This window comes from Streptomyces sp. NPDC037203 (assembly GCF_055605065.1).
Genome location: NZ_JBVJUC010000003.1, coordinates 54,033 through 70,104 on the forward strand (window position 1 = coordinate 54,033; position 16,072 = coordinate 70,104).

At 72.7% G+C, this 16,072-nt stretch carries 15 protein-coding genes and 1 pseudogene; 11 read left to right on the plus strand and 5 right to left on the minus strand.

What is annotated here, in order from left to right:
- Positions 1–112 precede the first annotated feature (112 nt).
- Positions 113–565: a DUF4442 domain-containing protein gene (locus ACZ7EC_RS09455; RefSeq protein WP_471059954.1), complete on the plus strand. Its 453-nt coding sequence runs from the start codon at positions 113–115 to the stop codon at positions 563–565.
- A 231-nt stretch (positions 566–796) separates the two neighbouring features.
- Positions 797–1,441 carry a DedA family protein gene (locus ACZ7EC_RS09460; RefSeq protein ID WP_471059957.1) on the plus strand — a complete coding sequence of 215 codons (645 nt, stop codon included), beginning with the start codon at positions 797–799 and terminating at the stop codon, positions 1,439–1,441.
- A 38-nt stretch (positions 1,442–1,479) separates the two neighbouring features.
- Here ACZ7EC_RS09460 and ACZ7EC_RS09465 read toward each other — a convergent pair whose 3' ends face one another.
- Complete coding sequence (locus ACZ7EC_RS09465; protein ID WP_471059960.1) at positions 1,480–2,007, minus strand: gamma carbonic anhydrase family protein; 528 nt, start codon at positions 2,005–2,007, stop codon at positions 1,480–1,482.
- Positions 2,008–2,115: 108 nt separating this feature from the next.
- On the opposite strand from ACZ7EC_RS09465, the gene ACZ7EC_RS09470 reads away from it, so the two are divergent.
- Positions 2,116–2,880 carry an acyltransferase gene (locus ACZ7EC_RS09470; protein WP_471059963.1) on the plus strand — a complete coding sequence of 255 codons (765 nt, stop codon included), beginning with the start codon at positions 2,116–2,118 and terminating at the stop codon, positions 2,878–2,880.
- A 4-nt stretch (positions 2,881–2,884) separates the two neighbouring features.
- Here the strand turns inward: ACZ7EC_RS09470 and ACZ7EC_RS09475 are convergent, their stop codons facing one another.
- Positions 2,885–3,742, minus strand: coding sequence for an EamA family transporter (locus ACZ7EC_RS09475; protein WP_471059966.1), 858 nt, complete (start codon positions 3,740–3,742; stop codon positions 2,885–2,887).
- Between the two features lie 108 nt (positions 3,743–3,850).
- Here ACZ7EC_RS09475 and ACZ7EC_RS09480 point away from each other — a divergent pair, with 108 nt between their 5' ends.
- Complete coding sequence (locus tag ACZ7EC_RS09480; RefSeq protein WP_471059969.1) at positions 3,851–4,423, plus strand: helix-turn-helix domain-containing protein; 573 nt, start codon at positions 3,851–3,853, stop codon at positions 4,421–4,423.
- A 41-nt stretch (positions 4,424–4,464) separates the two neighbouring features.
- Positions 4,465–5,022 (plus strand): YbaK/EbsC family protein, encoded by a 558-nt coding sequence (locus tag ACZ7EC_RS09485; protein WP_471059971.1) that lies wholly within the window; start codon positions 4,465–4,467, stop codon positions 5,020–5,022.
- Positions 5,023–5,096: 74 nt separating this feature from the next.
- On the opposite strand, the gene ACZ7EC_RS09490 is transcribed toward ACZ7EC_RS09485, so the two are convergent.
- The gene (locus ACZ7EC_RS09490) at positions 5,097–6,740 is read right to left on the minus strand and encodes an APC family permease (protein WP_471059974.1); all 1,644 of its coding nucleotides are present in this window, start codon (positions 6,738–6,740) and stop codon (positions 5,097–5,099) included.
- Positions 6,741–6,941: 201 nt separating this feature from the next.
- Positions 6,942–7,349, minus strand: coding sequence for a CoA-binding protein (locus ACZ7EC_RS09495; protein WP_471059976.1), 408 nt, complete (start codon positions 7,347–7,349; stop codon positions 6,942–6,944).
- 139 nt (positions 7,350–7,488) lie between these two features.
- Here ACZ7EC_RS09495 and ACZ7EC_RS09500 point away from each other — a divergent pair, with 139 nt between their 5' ends.
- The 5 genes from ACZ7EC_RS09500 (at position 7,489) to ACZ7EC_RS09520 (ending at position 13,921) form a co-directional block, all read left to right on the plus strand.
- Positions 7,489–8,220 (plus strand): hypothetical protein, encoded by a 732-nt coding sequence (locus tag ACZ7EC_RS09500; protein WP_471059979.1) that lies wholly within the window; start codon positions 7,489–7,491, stop codon positions 8,218–8,220.
- Positions 8,221–8,407: 187 nt separating this feature from the next.
- The gene (locus ACZ7EC_RS09505; protein WP_471059982.1) at positions 8,408–9,034 is read left to right on the plus strand and encodes a YigZ family protein; all 627 of its coding nucleotides are present in this window, start codon (positions 8,408–8,410) and stop codon (positions 9,032–9,034) included.
- 130 nt (positions 9,035–9,164) lie between these two features.
- Entirely contained in the window at positions 9,165–10,328 is a 1,164-nt protein-coding gene (locus ACZ7EC_RS09510; RefSeq protein WP_471059984.1) for an exonuclease SbcCD subunit D, read from the plus strand.
- Entirely contained in the window at positions 10,325–13,321 is a 2,997-nt protein-coding gene (locus ACZ7EC_RS09515; protein WP_471059987.1) for an AAA family ATPase, read from the plus strand. Before ACZ7EC_RS09510 ends, ACZ7EC_RS09515 begins: the two co-directional genes overlap by 4 nt.
- Positions 13,322–13,408: 87 nt before the next feature.
- A complete protein-coding gene (locus tag ACZ7EC_RS09520; RefSeq protein ID WP_471059989.1) occupies positions 13,409–13,921 on the plus strand; it encodes an immunity 21 family protein in 513 nt (170 codons plus the stop codon).
- 136 nt (positions 13,922–14,057) lie between these two features.
- On the opposite strand, the pseudogene ACZ7EC_RS09525 reads toward ACZ7EC_RS09520, so the two are convergent.
- Positions 14,058–14,961: pseudogene (locus ACZ7EC_RS09525) on the minus strand (LysR family transcriptional regulator).
- A gap of 99 nt (positions 14,962–15,060) precedes the next feature.
- On the opposite strand from ACZ7EC_RS09525, the gene ACZ7EC_RS09530 reads away from it, so the two are divergent.
- Positions 15,061–15,807: an SDR family oxidoreductase gene (locus ACZ7EC_RS09530; RefSeq protein WP_471059992.1), complete on the plus strand. Its 747-nt coding sequence runs from the start codon at positions 15,061–15,063 to the stop codon at positions 15,805–15,807.
- Positions 15,808–16,072: the final 265 nt, after the last annotated feature.

Genomic DNA, 16,072 nt, shown 5'->3' on the forward strand with positions numbered 1-16,072 from the left:
CGGTTCGGTCACGGGACCTCGTCAGGGCCGTAGCGAAAGCGGTGCGAAGGCGTGCGGAGCGGATGCGGAGCATGCTGGTCAACAGCTCCTACTGACCGGTAACATCGGGTCCATGACTGTTGACAGCGCCTCGATGGGCGAGATGCTTGCCGCCGCGGTCCCGATGGTGCGGACCCTGAATCTGGAGTTCGTCGAGGTGACCGCGGAGCGCGCCGTGCTGCGGCTCCCGGACCAGCCGGACTACCACAACCACATCGGCGGCCCCCACGCCGGCGCCATGTTCACGCTGGCCGAGTCCGCCAGCGGCGCCATCGTGCTCACGGCCTTCGGCGACCAGCTCTCGCGCGCGGTGCCGCTCGCGGTCCGGGCCGAGATCGGCTACAAGAAGCTGGCCAAGGGACCGGTGACGGCGACGGCCACCCTGGGCCGCCCGGCCGCCGAGGTCGTCGCCGAGCTGGACGCGGGCGGCCGGCCGGAGTTCCCGGTCGCCATCGCCATCCAGCGCGAGGACGGCGCCGTGAGCGGGGAGATGACGGTGGTGTGGACCCTGCGGCCGAACGGCTGAGGGACCTCCGGAAAGCCTTCAAGGGCCGGGCCCTCGACAGATGTCGGGGGCCCGGCCTCGTTCATGGGGTCGGGGGCGTTTCAGGCCGCGTGGTGCTTTCCGGTCCGTGCGCCGCCCCCGCCCCTCGTACACGACGGCGCGCGGCCGTTCACCGCCGACCGGGTAGCCTTTCTTGGGGAGCGCTTTACACAGCGTGGCCCGGCAAGGTCAGCGGCAGGGGAGGATCCCGCGGTGCACGTCCAGGAATGGCTCGACTCGGTCCCGGCGGTGGCCGTCTACGCCGTGGTGGCCCTGGTGATCGGTGTCGAGAGCCTCGGCATCCCGCTGCCCGGCGAGATCGTTCTCGTGTCGGCGGCGCTGATGTCCTCCCAGCACTCCCACATCGACCCGCTGATCCTCGGCGCGTGCGCCACCGCGGGCGCGGTGATCGGCGACTCCATCGGCTACGCCATCGGCCGCAAGGGCGGCCGACCGCTGCTGGCCTGGCTGGGCCGGAAGTTCCCGAGGCACTTCGGCGAGGCCCATGTGGCGACCGCCGAGCGCTCCTTCCAGAAGTGGGGCATGTGGGCCGTCTTCTTCGGCCGCTTCATCGCCCTCCTGCGCATCTTCGCGGGCCCCCTCGCCGGCGTCCTGCACATGCCCTACTGGAAGTTCCTGATCGCCAACATCCTCGGCGGCGTCTGCTGGGCCGGCGGCACCACCGCCGCCGTCTACTACGTGGGCGTCGTCGCCGAGGGCTGGCTGAAGAAGTTCTCCTACGTGGGCCTGGCCGCCGCCGTCGTCATCGGTCTCGCCACGATGCTGATCGTCAAGCGCAGGACGAAGCAGACCCAGCAGGAGCTGTCCGAGCGGGAACCTGTCAACGCCGGCGAGTGACGGCGCCCGCGACCCCGGCAAGGTCCGGACGAGAGACCCTAGCGATGCACGTCCTTGTGCGCGCGGGCCAGGTCCGCGTACAGCGTGCCGTTGAGGGTGACCCCTTCCCGCTCCTCGGCGGACAGCTCGCGCCGCACCTTCGCCGGCACCCCCGCCACCAGCGACCCCGCCGGCACCACCATCCCCTGCGGCACCAGCGCCTGCGCCGCCACCAGTGAGCCCGCCCCGATCACCGCCCCGTTGAGCACCGTCGCCCCCATCCCGATCAGGCAGTCGTCCTCGACCGTCGCCCCGTGCACCACCGCGTTGTGCCCGATGGACACCCGCTCCCCGATGGTCACCGGAAAGCCGGGATCGGCGTGCAGCGTCGCGTTGTCCTGCACATTCGCCTGCGCCCCCACGGTGATCGTCTCGACGTCCCCGCGCACCACCGCGCCGTACCAGACGCTCGCCCCCGCGCCCAGCGCCACGTCCCCGATCACCGAAGCCGTCGGCGCCACGAACGCCTCCGCGTCGACCCGCGGCTCCTTGCCGCCGATGCCCACGATCAGTGCCCGCTGCGTCATCACCGTCTCCTCGCGTCGCTACGTACCCGCACGGTACGACAGGGGGTGGGGCAAAGATCACAGCGGTCCGGCCTCTCGCCGGACGCAACCCGTGAGTAACGTGACCCCGTGCCGAAGCGCAAGAACACGTTCTCATCCTGGCGCCATGGCCTGGCCCAGCGTGCCGTCCACGCGGCCTGGACCTGGGCCCAGCGGGCCGGCTCCGTCACGGCGGAGCATCCGGGACGTCTCCGCTTCGGCGCCATCGGCGAGGCCACCCGGCTCGCCTTCCCGCTCGGCACGGTCTTCGGCGAACCCTGGATCCGCCTCGGCTCCCACTGCATCATCGCCGAACAGGTCACCCTGACCGCCGGTCTGATGCCCGACCTGGATCTCGGCCCGGACCCGATCCTGCGCATCGGCGACGGCGTGGTGCTCGGCCGCGGCAGCCATGTCATCGCGGACACCACGGTGACCATCGGCCGCGACTGCTACTTCGGGCCCTACGTCTACGTCACCTCCACCAACCACTCCTACGACGACCCGCACGAGCCCATCGGCCGGCAGTGGCCCCGCATGGAGCCCGTGGAGATCGGCCCCGGCTGCTGGATCGGCACCGGCGCGGTGATCCTGCCGGGCGCGCGGATCGGCCGGAACGTCGTGGTCGCCGCCGGTGCCGTGGTGCGCGGCGCGGTGCCCGACCACGCCGTGGTGGCCGGCGCTCCCGCCAGGGTCGTACGGCGCTGGACGCCCGAGGCCGGCTGGCAGCCGCCGCTGCGGACCCCCGCTCCGGTGCCGGTGCCGGACGGAGCGACGCCGGCGCAGCTGCGGGCGCTGGCCGGTCTCGACGAATCCGCGGTGGCCCGGCTCGCCGAGCTGGAGACCGAGGGCTGAGCCCTCAGCCGGTGGCCAGCAGCACCGTGCCCAGCAGGGCGAGGCCCGCGCCCGCCGCCTGGACGGCGCGCAGCCGCTCGCTGAGGAAGCCGCGGGCGGCGAGCGCCGTCACCACCGGGTAGAGCGAGGCGAGGACGGCGGCCACGGTGACCGGGCCGTGCTGGGCGGCGAGGGCGTAGGTGCCGTTGGCCGCCACATCGGCGAGGCCCACGAAGGCCAGCGCGGGCAGCGAGCGGTAGCGGAAGCCGCCTTCCGGCAGGGCGGTGCCGCCGCGCCGCAGGGAGACGGTGAGCACCGTGCCGCCCACCGCGACATTGGTCAGCCGCTGCACGAACAGCGCGAGGTACAGGCCGGTGACCGTGGTGGACGCCTCGGCGATCAGGGCGAACACCGTGCCGAAGCCGAGCGCCGCGACCAGCGTCAGCAGGACCGTGCGCCGCTCCACCGGCGCGCCGCGCAGCTGGGGTCCGCCCGCGAGGACGACACCGCCGACGGCGACCGCGATGCCCGCGAGCTGGAGCAGCCCCGGACGCTCGCCGAGGAACAGGCCCACGCCGACCGGTACGACGACGCTCAGCGTGGCGAGCGGCGAGACGACGCCCATCGGCCCGCGCGCCAGGGCCTTGTAGAAGGCGAGCAGGGCGATCGGACCGACCAGGCCCGCCGCGCACGCGAACCACAGCCGGGGCCCGGCCGCGCTCCAGGCACCCGTGGCGGTGACGATCGCGCCGAGTACGGCCGCCGCGATGGCCTGCGAGACGACGACCACGGTGAGCGCCGGCGTCCGCCGGGTCAGCAGTCCGCCGCCGAAGTCGGCCAGCCCCCACAGCAGGCTGGTGGTCAGGGCGAAGAAGGCCGTCACGATCCCTCGCAGTACAGTTTGTTGGACGAGCGGATGTGCTTCACCGTAGTTCGGTGAACTGGACTGCGTCATCCAAGGAAGTGAACTATCTCGGATAGCGGACGGACTGTGTCGGACCTCGAATTGCTCACCCAGTCCCTGGCGCGCAACGTCAGGCACTGGCGTTCGGTGCGCGGTTTCACCCTGGACGTGCTCGCCGCCCGCGCCGGGGTCAGCCGCGGCATGCTGATCCAGATCGAGCAGGCCCGCACCAACCCGAGCATCGGGACCATCGTCAAGATCGGCGACGCGCTCGGCGTCAGCGTCACCACCCTGCTCGACTACGAGCGCGGGCCCCGCGTCCGCATCGTCCCCGCCGAGCGGGCGGTACGGCTGTGGCACACCGCGTCCGGCAGCTACAACCGGCTGCTCGCGGGCACCGAGGCACCCGGCCCGCTGGAGATGTGGGACTGGAAGCTGATGCCGGGCGACGAGAGCCCGGCGGAGCCGCACCCGGCCGGCACGGTGGAACTGGTCCATGTCACGGCGGGCGAGCTGACCCTCACGGTCGACGGCGAGGACCACCTGGTGCCGGCCGGCGCCAGCGCCACCTTCGAGGCCGACGTCCCGCATGTCTACGCCAACCGCGGCGAGGCCCCGATGGAGATGATGATGGCCGTCTCGGTGCCGCCCGTGCAGTGAGACGTCCGCGCCGCCGTGCCGCGCCTTGTTAGCGTGCGGCCATGCGCGCACCCATCGGAGACTTCGAGACCGCGACCCCGGTGACCGACTGCCTGGCCGGGCTGACCGAGCCGGTGGCACGGGCGGTGCGGAACTGGCCCGCCCGGATCCCCGCCGACCGCGTCCTGTATGTCGACACCGACCCGGACTGGGCCGACACCGCCGTCTTCGTGGAGCACTACGGCAGCGATCTGCCCGAGCGGTCGGCGAACTGCGTGGTGGTCGCCGCCAAGCGGGCCGGCGAGACCACGCTCGCCGCGTGCCTGGTGCTGTCCACCACCCGCGCCGACGTCAACGGCACGGTCCGCCGCCGACTGGGCGCCCGCAAGGCGTCGTTCGCCCCGATGGACACGGCGACGGGGTTGACCGGGATGGAATACGGGGGCATCACCCCGATCGGGCTGCCCGCCGGCTGGCCCCTCCTGGTGGACTCCGCCGTCGTGGACCTGCCCTACGTCCTGGTCGGCAGCGGCCGCAGGCGCGGCAAACTGCTGGTACCGGGCGAGGTCTTCGCACAGCTGCCGGGGGCGGTGGTGCTGGAGGGTCTGGGCGTGGCCTGATCCCGGCAGGCCCTCGACGCGACGGTGCCCCGTCGGCCGCGGACGGCCGACGGGGCACCAGGTCAGGCTCCGGTTCAGTGTGCCGGCGCGTCCGTCACGACGACCTCGTCGATGCTGCGCTCGATCGCCTCCGTGTCGGAGGCGGTGGCCTTCGCCCAGTAGTAGATGCCCAGGGAGAAGACGGCGATGACCAGGATGTCCCAGTACAGCTTGATGTGGCCCTGGCTGCCGTCGCCGAAGCTGCCCTGCCAGGAGATCAGGCCGATGCCCAGCAGGTACGCGGGCAGCCACTGCGCGGCCTTGAAGTCCATCCGGGGGGCGTCGGGCCTGCCCTTGCGGTTGGCCCACAGGGCGTAGGAGCCCATCAGGACGTAGCCGAGCAGGATGGCGAAGGCCAGCCGCCACAGCGTGTTCCAGCCGCTCCAGTAGATGATCAGGTTCGCGACCACGAAGGACACGGGGGAGATGATCTTGCCGCCGGGCAGCCGGTAGGGACGCTCGAAGTGCGGCAGACGGTCGGCGAACACGCCGTAGGCCAGCGGCGCGCCCGCGTACATCAGCACGCTCGCCGAGGTGATGAAGCTGACCAGCTCCTGCCAGCTCGGGAACGGCAGGAAGCAGAGGATGCCGGTGACGAAGGTGACGATCAGGCCGATCCACGGCACGCCGCGCTTGTCGGTCTTGGTGAGCGCCTTCGGGGCGTAGCCGTTCTTGGCCAGGCCGTAGGAGACGCGGGAGGTGGCGGTGGTGTAGATCAGGCCGGTGCCACCGGGGGAGATGATCGCGTCGACGTAGAGCACCCAGGCCAGCCAGCCCAGGCCGACCACGGTCGCCAGGCCCGCCCAGGGGCCGCTGATGCCGGCGTACGCCAGCTTCCCCCAGCCGTGGGCGAAGGAGGCGTGCGGCAGCGCGGCTATGAACACGATCTGGAGCAGGATGTATATCGCGGCGCCGATGGCGACCGAGCCGAGCGTGGCGCGGGGCAGGTCCCGCCGCGGGTTGCGGCTCTCACCGGCCAGCTGGATCGCCTGCTCGAAGCCGAGGAGCGCGAAGATGATGCCGCTGGAGCTGATCGCGCCCAGCACACCCTTGGCGCCGAACGGGGCGAAGCCCTCCGAGGTGAAGTTGGAGCCGTGGAAGTTGCCGACGGCGATGATGAAGATCGCGGCGAGCGGGATCGCGATCTTCCACCAGGTGGCGGCGCTGTTGGTGTGTGCCAGGGCGCGGACGCCGAAGAAGTTGACGCCCACGAAGACGGCCATGAGCACGATTGCCGTAACGATTCCGCTGGTGGTCAGCGTCTGGTCGGCGTTCTGCAGGCCCTGCGCGAACTTCCAGTGACCGGCGTAGCCGATCATCGCCTCGACCTCGATGGGGGCCACGGTGGCCGCCTGGAGCCAGGAGAACCAGCCGAAGGACATGCCGGCCAGGCCGCCGAAGGCGTAGTGCGGGTAGCGCGCCGTACCGCCCGCCACCGGGAACATGCCGCCCAGCTCGGCGTGCACGAGCGCCAGCAGGACGATGGCCACCGTGCCGATCACCCACGAGATGATCGCCGCGGGGCCGGCCACGACGACGGCCTTCTCGGCGCCGTAGAGCCAGCCGGAGCCGATGATGGAACCAACGGAGGCCCACATCAGGCCGATGAGTCCGACGTCGCGACGCAGGCCCCCGGACTCACTCGTGGCTACCGGTGCAGCCCGATCGACTTTCGTCATGCAAGTGGCCTCTCAGATCGTAAACGCGATTTTAACGGGGAGGGAGGCCACAGGCTAGGAACGGTTTCCTCGTCGGCAAAAGACTGCTTACCAAAACTTGACCCAGGATCTTGGCCAACTTGAAGACAGGGTTTCCACAGCTCAGAGGCGCCTGTCGAATGTCAATATTCACCGCAGAATTGTGATGAAGAAGTTCTGACACTAGGGAAGGCGTGGAATTTCGATCGCCGGGCAGCGGTCCATGACCATGTCCAGGCCGGCCGCGCGGGTGCGCTCGCACGCCGCTTCGTCGACGACGCCGAGCTGGAACCAGACCGCCTTCGCACCCTTCGCCACCGCCTCGTCGGCCACCCCGCCCGCCAGCGCGCTGTTGACGAAGACGTCCACCACGTCGACGTCGAAGGGGATGTCCGCGAGCGAGGCGTAGCCCTGCTCGCCGTGCACCGTCTCCGCTTTCGGGTGCACCGGCACGATCCGCTTGCCGTACCGCTGGAGCACCCGCGCCACGCGGTACGCGGGCCGGGCGGAATTGCCGGACAGACCGACTACCGCCCAGGTATCGCCCCCTTCGGTCAGAATCCTGCGAATCGCCGCCTCTTCGTCGTACACGTCCGCCTCCTGTGGGGTGTCTTCCGGTGCCGTCAACCGGCCCCCGAAAGCGCTGATTCCCGTTCCCCTGCCCCACCATGGTGTCCGGAATCGGCGCGCGGTGCCCGCGCACGGGCCCCCGCGCGCCTACGCTCGGCCCGTGCTGCGCATCCTCGACGCCCGAACCGGTGAGTCCGTCGCCGCCACGCCCGCCCGCCGCGGCCTGACCCGTATCGAGGCCCGTGCCCCCGGTCCCGACCTCACGTCCCTGCGGGTGCTGCTGACCGCAGACCTCCTCGCCCGCGCCCTCGAACTGAACGGGCTCCAGGCCTGGACGACCGCTCCCGGCCAGGCGCCGGAGCTGCGCACCGCCGCCGACGCCCTCGCCGTGCGCCCCTTCGAGGAGGCGCACGGGCCGGGGTTCGCGGAGGCGGGCGTCGTACGGGTGACGGCAGGGGAGGCGGACCCGGCCGGTGCGGAGGGGCCGGTGGTGGCCGTGGCGCCGGTGGTGTGGGCGGGCCAGCCGGGGGCCACGCTGTCCGGCCTGCTCGCCGACCCCGCTGCCCTGCGCCTCGCCCTCCTCGCCGTCCCCCACGGGGAGGCCGTCACGCTGGACGAGGCCGCCCTGAGCCGGGCCGCCGAGCGGCTGGCCGGGTGGCGGCGGGACGTGGCCGGATGGGCGCGCCGGCCCTCGCGGCCCGTGCCGGAGGCGGTGCGCGAGCGGCTCACCGGGGCATGGGAGGACGACCTGGACACGCCGGGCGTGCTGGAGGCGCTGGCGCGGGCCGCGACCGATCCCGAGGTGGCCGACGGCGCCCGGTTCGAGACGTTCGCCTACGCCGACCGGCTGCTCGCCCTCGAACTCACCCGCGACCTCGGGACCCTCGGGTGAGCGACCGCGCGGGCTTCCGTCCGGCGCCCGCGCAACCACCACCGCCAGGAGCGCAGGGACCACGCGCCGCTCCATGCGTAGGTCTCCGTGGACCCGGCTGGCCGGAGGCATCGCAGCCCCGTGCTCGAACGTCCCGAGCAGCATCTGCTCCGTCGGAACGCTCTTGACTACGGATTAGGCTGGCGGGATGCAGGACGAGTACCGCACAGTGGCCCACGCGGGTGTGCACGAGACCGAGATCAACCGTTCCCGCTTCCTGTGCGCCCTCGCCCCGGCCGCCACCGAGCAGGAGGCGCAGGACTTCATCGCGGCCGTCCGCAAGGAACACGCCGACGCCACCCACAACTGCTGGGCGTACGTCATCGGCGCCGACGCCTCCGTGCAGAAGGCCAGCGACGACGGCGAACCGGGCGGCACGGCCGGCGTCCCCATGCTCCAGATGCTGCTGCGCCGCGACATGCGCTACGTCGTCGCCGTCGTCACCCGCTACTACGGCGGCGTCAAGCTTGGCGCCGGCGGGCTCATCCGCGCCTACGGGGGCGCCGTCGGCGAGGCCCTGGACGCCCTCGGCACCCGCACCCGGCGCCGCTTCCGGCTGGCCACGGTCACCGTCGACCACCAGCGCGCGGGAAAACTCCAGAACGAACTGCGCGCCACCGGCCGTGAGGTCCGCGACGTCCGCTACGGCGAGGCCGTCACCCTGGAGATCGGCCTGCCGGACGCCGGTGTGGAGGCCTTCCGGGGGTGGCTCGCCGACGCGACGGCGGGCACGGCCGCATTCGAGCTGGGCGGCGAGGCGTACGGGGACGCCTGAGGGGCGGGTGCTCCGGGGCATCGAACAGGGCGACCAAAAGGGACATAACGCCCTTGTGGTGTAACGGGTATGACGGGCGGTACGGCAGAGCCGGCCGTGTTGTCACACCCTGCCGATAGTCTCGGGAACCATGAGATTCCTGCACACGTCCGACTGGCATCTCGGCCGGGCCTTCCACCGGGTGAGCATGCTCGGGGCCCAGGCCGCGTTCATCGGACACCTTGTCGCCACCGCGCGCGAGCGCGAGGTCGACGCGGTGGTCGTGTCGGGAGACGTGTACGACCGCGCGGTACCCCCGCTGGCCGCCGTCGAGCTGTTCGACGACGCCCTGCACCGCCTCGCCGAGCTGGGCGTGCCCACGGTGATGATCTCGGGCAACCACGACTCGGCCCGCCGGCTCGGCGTCGGCGCGGGACTCATCGACCGCGCCGGCATCCACCTGCGCACCGAGCCGTCCGCCGTCGCCACCCCGGTGGTGCTCGCCGACGCCCACGGCGAGGTCGCGTTCTACGGGCTGCCGTACCTCGAACCCGCCCTGGTGAAGGACGAGTTCGGCGTCGCGCAGGCCGGACACGAGGCCGTCCTCGCCGCCGCCATGGACCGGGTCCGCGCCGACCTCGCGACCCGCCCCGCGGGCACCCGCAGCGTCGTCCTCGCGCATGCCTTCGTCACCGGCGGCCAGGCCAGCGACAGCGAGCGGGACATCACCGTCGGCGGGGTCGCCGCCGTACCGGCCGGGATCTTCGACGGCGCCGACTATGTGGCCCTCGGCCATCTGCACGGCTGCCAGACCCTCACCGAGCGGGTCCGCTACTCCGGCTCCCCGCTCGCCTACTCCTTCTCCGAGGCCGACCACCGCAAGAGCATGTGGCTGATCGACCTCGCCGCCGACGGCGCCGTCACCGCCGAACGCCTCGACTGCCCGGTGCCCCGCCCGCTGGCCCGCATCCGCGGCACCCTGGAGGAACTGCTCGCCGACCCCGGCCTGGAGCGCCACGCCGACGCCTGGGTCGAGGCCACCCTCACCGACGCTGTCCGCCCGCCCGAGCCGATGGCCAGGCTCACCGAGCGCTTCCCGCACACCCTGAGCCTGGTCTTCGCCCCCGAACGCGCCCCCGACGACCCCCGGCTCTCCTACGCCCGGCGCCTCGCGGGCCGCAGCGACCAGCAGATCGCACAGGACTTCGTCGCCCATGTCCGGGGCTCCGGACCCGACGAGCGGGAGGCGGCCGTGCTGCGCGAGGCGTTCGACGCCGTCCGCGCGGACGCCGCCGTCCGGGAGGTGGCCGGGTGAGGCTGCACCGGCTCGACATCACCGCCTTCGGACCCTTCGGCGACGCCCAGAGCGTCGACTTCGACGCCCTGTCCGCCGCCGGACTCTTTCTGCTGCACGGCCCTACCGGCGCGGGCAAGACCTCCGTCCTGGACGCCGTCTGCTACGCGCTGTACGGCTCCGTCCCCGGCGCCCGGCAGAGCGGCTCGGGCCAGGGCATGAACCTGCGCAGCGACCACGCCGACCCCCGCACCCGCACCGGGGTCCGCCTCGAACTGACCGTCGCCGGGCGCCGGTTGGAGGTCACCCGGCAGCCGCCCCGGGAGCGGCCCAAACTGCGCGGCAAGGGCACCACCGTCGACAAGGCCCAGACCTGGCTGCGCGAGTACGACGCCACGGCGGGCGCCTGGAAGGACCTCAGCCGCTCGCACCAGGAGATCGGTGCCGAGTTCGAGCAGCTGCTCGGCATGAGCCGCGAGCAGTTCTGCCAGGTCGTGCTGCTGCCCCAGGGCGACTTCGCCCGCTTCCTGCGCGCCGACGCCGAGGCGCGCGGACGGCTGCTCGGCCGCCTCTTCGACACCCAGCGCTTCGCCGACGTGGAGAAGCTGCTCGCCGAACGCCGCCGCGCCGCCGAGGCACGGGTGCGCGAAGGCGACGCGGCCCTGCTCGCCGACGCCCACCGCATGCAGCAGGAAGCCGGCGACGCCATGGAGCTGCCCGAGCTGGCGCCGGGCGACCCCGGTCTGGCCGAGGCCGTGCTCGGCGCCGCCGCCGTCGCCCGCAGCACCGCCAGGGAACGCCTCGCCGTCGCGGAAAGCCGCCTCACCGCCGCCGAGTCCGCCCACACCGCGGCCCGCCGCGCCCTCGACGCCCTCCGTGAACTCGCCCGCCTCCAGAACCGGTTCGCCGAGGCGCGGCGACGGGCCGAACGCCTGCGGGAGCGGGCCGCCGAGCACCATGCCGACCAGGAGCGCATGGACCGCTCCCGCAAGGCCGAGGCGGTCGCGCCCGCGCTGGAGCTGCGCGAGGAGGCCGAGCGGGAACACCGCGCGGCCAGCGCCGCCGAGGCCCGCGCCCGCGGCCCGCTGCCCCCGTCCCTCGCCGACGCCGGCGCGAGCGGACTCGCCGCCGCCGCGCGCCGCACCGCCGAGGAGCTGGGCGGCCTCGACGCCGCCCGGCGCGCCGAGCGACGCCTTGCCGAACTGGCCGTGGAGCGCGCCGCGCTGGACCGCCAGGAACGCGCCGACGAGGACGCGCTGCGCGAGGCCGAGGCCTGGCTGGAAGGCTGGGAGGGCATGCGTGCGGCGCTCCAGGCGCGCATCGACACCGCCCAGGAAGCAGCCACCCGCGCCGAGCAACTCGCCGTCCGCCGCGAGCCGATGCGGCGCCGCCTGGCCGCGGCCCGCACCCGCGACACCCTCACCGGCGACCTGGAGACGGCCCGGCGACGCGCACGAGAAGCCGCACAGCGGGCCCTGGACGCCCGCACCCACTGGCTCGACCTGAAGGAGCAGCGCCTCGACGGCATCGCCGCCGAACTCGCCGCCCACCTCACCGACGGCGCGCCCTGCGCGGTCTGCGGCGCCACCGAACACCCCGCACCCGCCCGCAAGATCGCCGGACACGTGGACCGCGCGGCCGAGGAACGCGCCCACAGCGCCTCTCGGGAGGCCGACCGGCAGCACGCCGACGAGGAGCGGCGGGTCGGCGAGGTCGGCCGGGCCCTGGCCGTCGCCGGCGCCGAGGCCGGTGAGACGTCCACCGGGCAACTCGAAGCAGAAGCGGAGGAGTTGGAGCAGGAGTACGCCCGCGCCCACCGCGCCGCCTCCGCCCTGCACGCCGCCCGCGAGGAGCTGCGGCGCGCCGAGCAGGAGCGCGAACGGCGCCTCGCCGACCGGCAGCAGGGCGGCGTCCGGGCCGCCTCCCGGCTCACCCGGCGCGAGGCGCTGGAGCGCGAACAGGCCCAGATGGAAGGCGAGTTGGCGCAGGCGCGCGGCGCCGCCGACAGCGTGGCCGCGCGCGCCGCCCAGCTGGAGCGGCGGGCGGCCCTGCTCACCGAGGCCGCCGACGCGGTACGCGCGGCCGAGGACGCCGCACAGCGCCTCAAGGCCGCCGACGCCCGGCTCGCCGACGCCGCCTACCGGGCCGGTTTCGCCACGCCTCGGGAGGCGGCGGACGCCCTGCTCACCGACGCGGCCCACCGCGAACTCCAGCACCGGCTGGACGCCCGGCAGTCGGAAGAGGCCGCCGTACGCGCCGTGCTGGCCGAACCCGACACCGCGGCCGCCGCCCTGCGCCCGCCCGCCGATCCGGCCGGCGCCGAGCGGGCCGCCGCCGTGGCCGAGCACCGGCTGCGGACGGCCGTCTCCGCCCGCGACGCCGCCGCCCGCTGCTGCGCCGAACTGGACCGCCTCTCCACCCGCGCGACCGCGGCCGTGCGCCGACTGGCCCCGCTGCGCGAGGAGTACGACCGCATCGCCCGGCTCGCCGCCCTCACCGCGGGCACCTCCGCCGACAACGAGCGCAAGATGCGCCTGGAGTCGTACGTGCTCGCCGCCCGCCTGGAGCAGGTCGCCGCTGCCGCGACCGCCCGGCTCCAGCGGATGTCGTCCGGCCGCTACACCCTTGTGCACTCCGACGACCGCAGCGGACGCGGTCGCAGCGGGCTCGGGCTGCATGTCGTGGACGCCTGGACCGGCCGCGAACGGGACACCGCCACTCTGTCCGGCGGCGAGACCTTCTTTGCCTCCCTCGCGCTCGCCCTCGGCCTCGCCGACGTCGTCACCGACGAGGCCGGCGGCGTGCGCCTGGACACCCTCTTCATCGACGAGGGCTTCGGCAGCCTGGACGACCAGACCCTGGACGAGGTCCTCGACGTCCTCGACGGCCTGCGCGAACGCGACCGCAGCGTCGGCATCGTCAGCCATGTCCCCGACCTGCGCCGCCGCGTCCACGCCCAGCTGGAAGTGGTCAAGGGTCGGACGGGTTCGACACTGCGGACGCGGGGCGTCTGAGCGGCGCGGCCTGATCGCGTCGCCCCAACCACTGCCCGCCAAGGGTGAGTTCGGCGGTCGCCGTGCGGGCGTGTAGGTTCTTCGCCCATGGCTCGGTTTGAAGATCACGGCGTGCTGGAGTGGGTGGAGTCGGGCGGTGGCCCCCTGATCGCCGTTCCGGAGGTGGTCCTGCCGTTCTGGGCGGGCGCCGACAGCGAGGAGCTGGACACGGACTACGACCGGGCCTGTGAGGTCCCCGGCTACGCCGGGCTGCTCCCGGTCGGCGACCGCGCGGCCCTCGTCCTCGGCGACGAGCCCGCCGCCACGTCCTACCTGCCGGAGCACAGCACCTTCGTACGCTGGTCCGCCGCGGACTCCGAACGGGACCTGCTGGCCCTGATCCCCGCCGCGCTGGAGACGGCGGTGTGGGAGCACGAGCTGCGCTGGGAGGTGCCGGGCCCCGTGGTCCTGTTCGACTCCGCCTGGCCGGGCGCCGAGGCCGCCCGGCAGGAGCACCTGCGGGTGCCGCTCGCCGCGGGCTCGTACACCGTGCGTGCGGCCTACACCCAGCCGGGCCCGGAGACCTGGGTGGGACTGGTCCGGCTGGGCAGGCTCGACTAGTGCTCTGACCGCATAGGTTCACCGGGCGATGCTGCTGCTCGCTCCGCTGGCGGGAACCGGTGATCGTCCAGCTGGTGCAGGCCGACGAGGGCAGCCGCGGCGACAGTCCTGTGAACACCTCGCAGAGGCAAGGGGGTCAGTTGACCGGCAGATCGTTGTTCTCCCGGCGGGAGGCTGTGCCGAGCACTGTACGTGCGACGTCTTCGAGTGATCCGAGCAGCGGGTTGGGGTCGTCAGCGCGCGTGACGAGCACGACTTCGCAGGGATCGATGTCGATGACGGGCATCAGGGCGATGTCCTCACGCACAGCGGCGCGTCGATCGCTGGCAGGGAAGATCGCGACACAGTGGCCGGTGGCGATGAGTTCCAGCTTGTCCTCGTAGCTGTCGTCGATTGCGGGCGGGGGTGGCGCCGGTCGGTCGCCGACCGGCTTGGGCGTGCTCCAGACGACCGGAGTGCTGACGCAGGTCACCAGTTCCTCGTCCGACAGAGCCCGCAGGCTGACGGGTTTCTCGTTCGCCAGGTGATGGCTCGCCGACGTAACGAGCACTCGCGGCTCCTCATGGAGCTTGGTCACCCGGAGGCCGTCCGTGGGCAAGGGCAGGGGTTTGTACGCGACGAGGGCGTCGACCCGACGCTCGGTGAGGGCGTGCGTGTCCCGCCAGTCGAGGTGCCGGGTGCGGACCCGGCTGTCGGGGTGCCGGCGGCGCAGTTCCTGCCACACAGGCGGTGATGATCAGCCCTTCGGCGCAGCCGACAGTGATGGTACGGGGCTGGGCGGCGGCTCTGGCCGTGTAAGCGGCTTGCTCGGCCTCGTGGAGCAGTATCCGGGCTCTGGGAAGAAAGGCCTGACCGGCGTCGGTGAGGCTGCTGCCCTGCGGCGAGCGATCGAAAAGCCGGACACCGAGCTGAGCTTCCAGTCGCTGGATCTGGCGGCTCAGCGACGGCTGCGCCAGGTGCAGCTTGGTGGCGGCCCGACTGAAGTTGCCGTACTCCGCCACGACCGTGAAATAGCGCACGAGCCGCAGATCGACGTCCATTCGCTCAGGGTACGCCGCGCGCCGTCATACGCCTGGGGCATCACGGCATACGGAACAGGTCTTGGACAGGGTGTGCGGGTGGGCATTTGGCTTGAGGGCATGACCACTTATGACGGCAAGAAGATCGTGATCACGGGCGGAAGCAGCGGTATCGGCCTGGCTACGGCCCAGTTGTTCGCGGACGGTGGGGCGCACGTACTGATCACAGGCCGTACCCGCTCCTCCCTGGACACCGCGTTGGCACAGTTGGGGAACAAGGCGATCGCCGTCCGTAGCGACGCCGCGTCCCTGAAGGACATCAAGGCGCTGGCCGACACGGTCCGGGAGCGGTTCGGCGCAGTGGACGCGCTGTTCGTCAACGCCGGCGTCACCGGGTCCGCGCCGTTCGACTCGACGACGGAGGAGATGTACGACGAGCTGTTCGACATCAACGCCAAGGGACCGTACTTCACGGTGCAGGCGTTGGCGCCGCTGTTGCGCGAGGGTAGCGGCGTGGTTCTCACCACGTCGGTGGTGAACGTCCTGGGCCTCGACGCGCTCAGTGTCTACTCGGCGAGCAAGGCAGCCCTGCGGTCGATGACGCGCACCCTGGCCCGCGAGCTGCTGCCGCGCAAGGTGCGCGTCAATGCCGTGAGCCCCGGCCCGATCGACTCGGGCATCCTGGACCGCTCCCCGCTGCCCGCCGATGTCGTCGAGGCGACGAAGGACACCTACCGGAGCACCATCCCGATGCAGCGGCTGGGGACGTCCGAGGAGGTGGCTGCCGCGGTGGCGTACTTGGCGTTCGGTGCGACCTTCTCGACGGGAACGGAGTTCCCTGTCGACGGAGGGGCTTCACAACTCTAGTGCTGTGACCGCACAGGTTCGCCGGGTTGTTCACGCTGCGGCGGCGAGGGGGGCGGTCGCCCCAGCACAGGCAGGCGTGCAGGGCGTAGGTCGGGGCGAAGCACGAACTGGTGCTGCCCCCGCGCACGATCTGCTGCGGCTTCTGCCGGATCACTCCCGGTTCGCGTGGGCGGCCACTGCTCGTAGACCAGCAGCGCGTCCTGCCCGGCCCGGCTGCTCGACACCTCCCGTGCCCGGGGTTCTTCGTTCGAGGTCGCGCCCCGAA

Coding starts and splice junctions, on each gene's coding strand:
- ACZ7EC_RS09510 (WP_471059984.1), top strand. CDS start 9,165: ATGAGATTCCTGCACACGTCCGACTGGCATCTCGGCCGGGCCTTCCAC.
- ACZ7EC_RS09505 (WP_471059982.1), top strand. CDS start 8,408: ATGCAGGACGAGTACCGCACAGTGGCCCACGCGGGTGTGCACGAGACC.
- ACZ7EC_RS09520 (WP_471059989.1), top strand. CDS start 13,409: ATGGCTCGGTTTGAAGATCACGGCGTGCTGGAGTGGGTGGAGTCGGGC.
- ACZ7EC_RS09455 (WP_471059954.1), top strand. CDS start 113: ATGACTGTTGACAGCGCCTCGATGGGCGAGATGCTTGCCGCCGCGGTC.
- ACZ7EC_RS09485 (WP_471059971.1), top strand. CDS start 4,465: ATGCGCGCACCCATCGGAGACTTCGAGACCGCGACCCCGGTGACCGAC.
- ACZ7EC_RS09490 (WP_471059974.1), bottom strand. CDS start 6,740: ATGACGAAAGTCGATCGGGCTGCACCGGTAGCCACGAGTGAGTCCGGG.
- ACZ7EC_RS09465 (WP_471059960.1), bottom strand. CDS start 2,007: ATGACGCAGCGGGCACTGATCGTGGGCATCGGCGGCAAGGAGCCGCGG.
- ACZ7EC_RS09530 (WP_471059992.1), top strand. CDS start 15,061: ATGACCACTTATGACGGCAAGAAGATCGTGATCACGGGCGGAAGCAGC.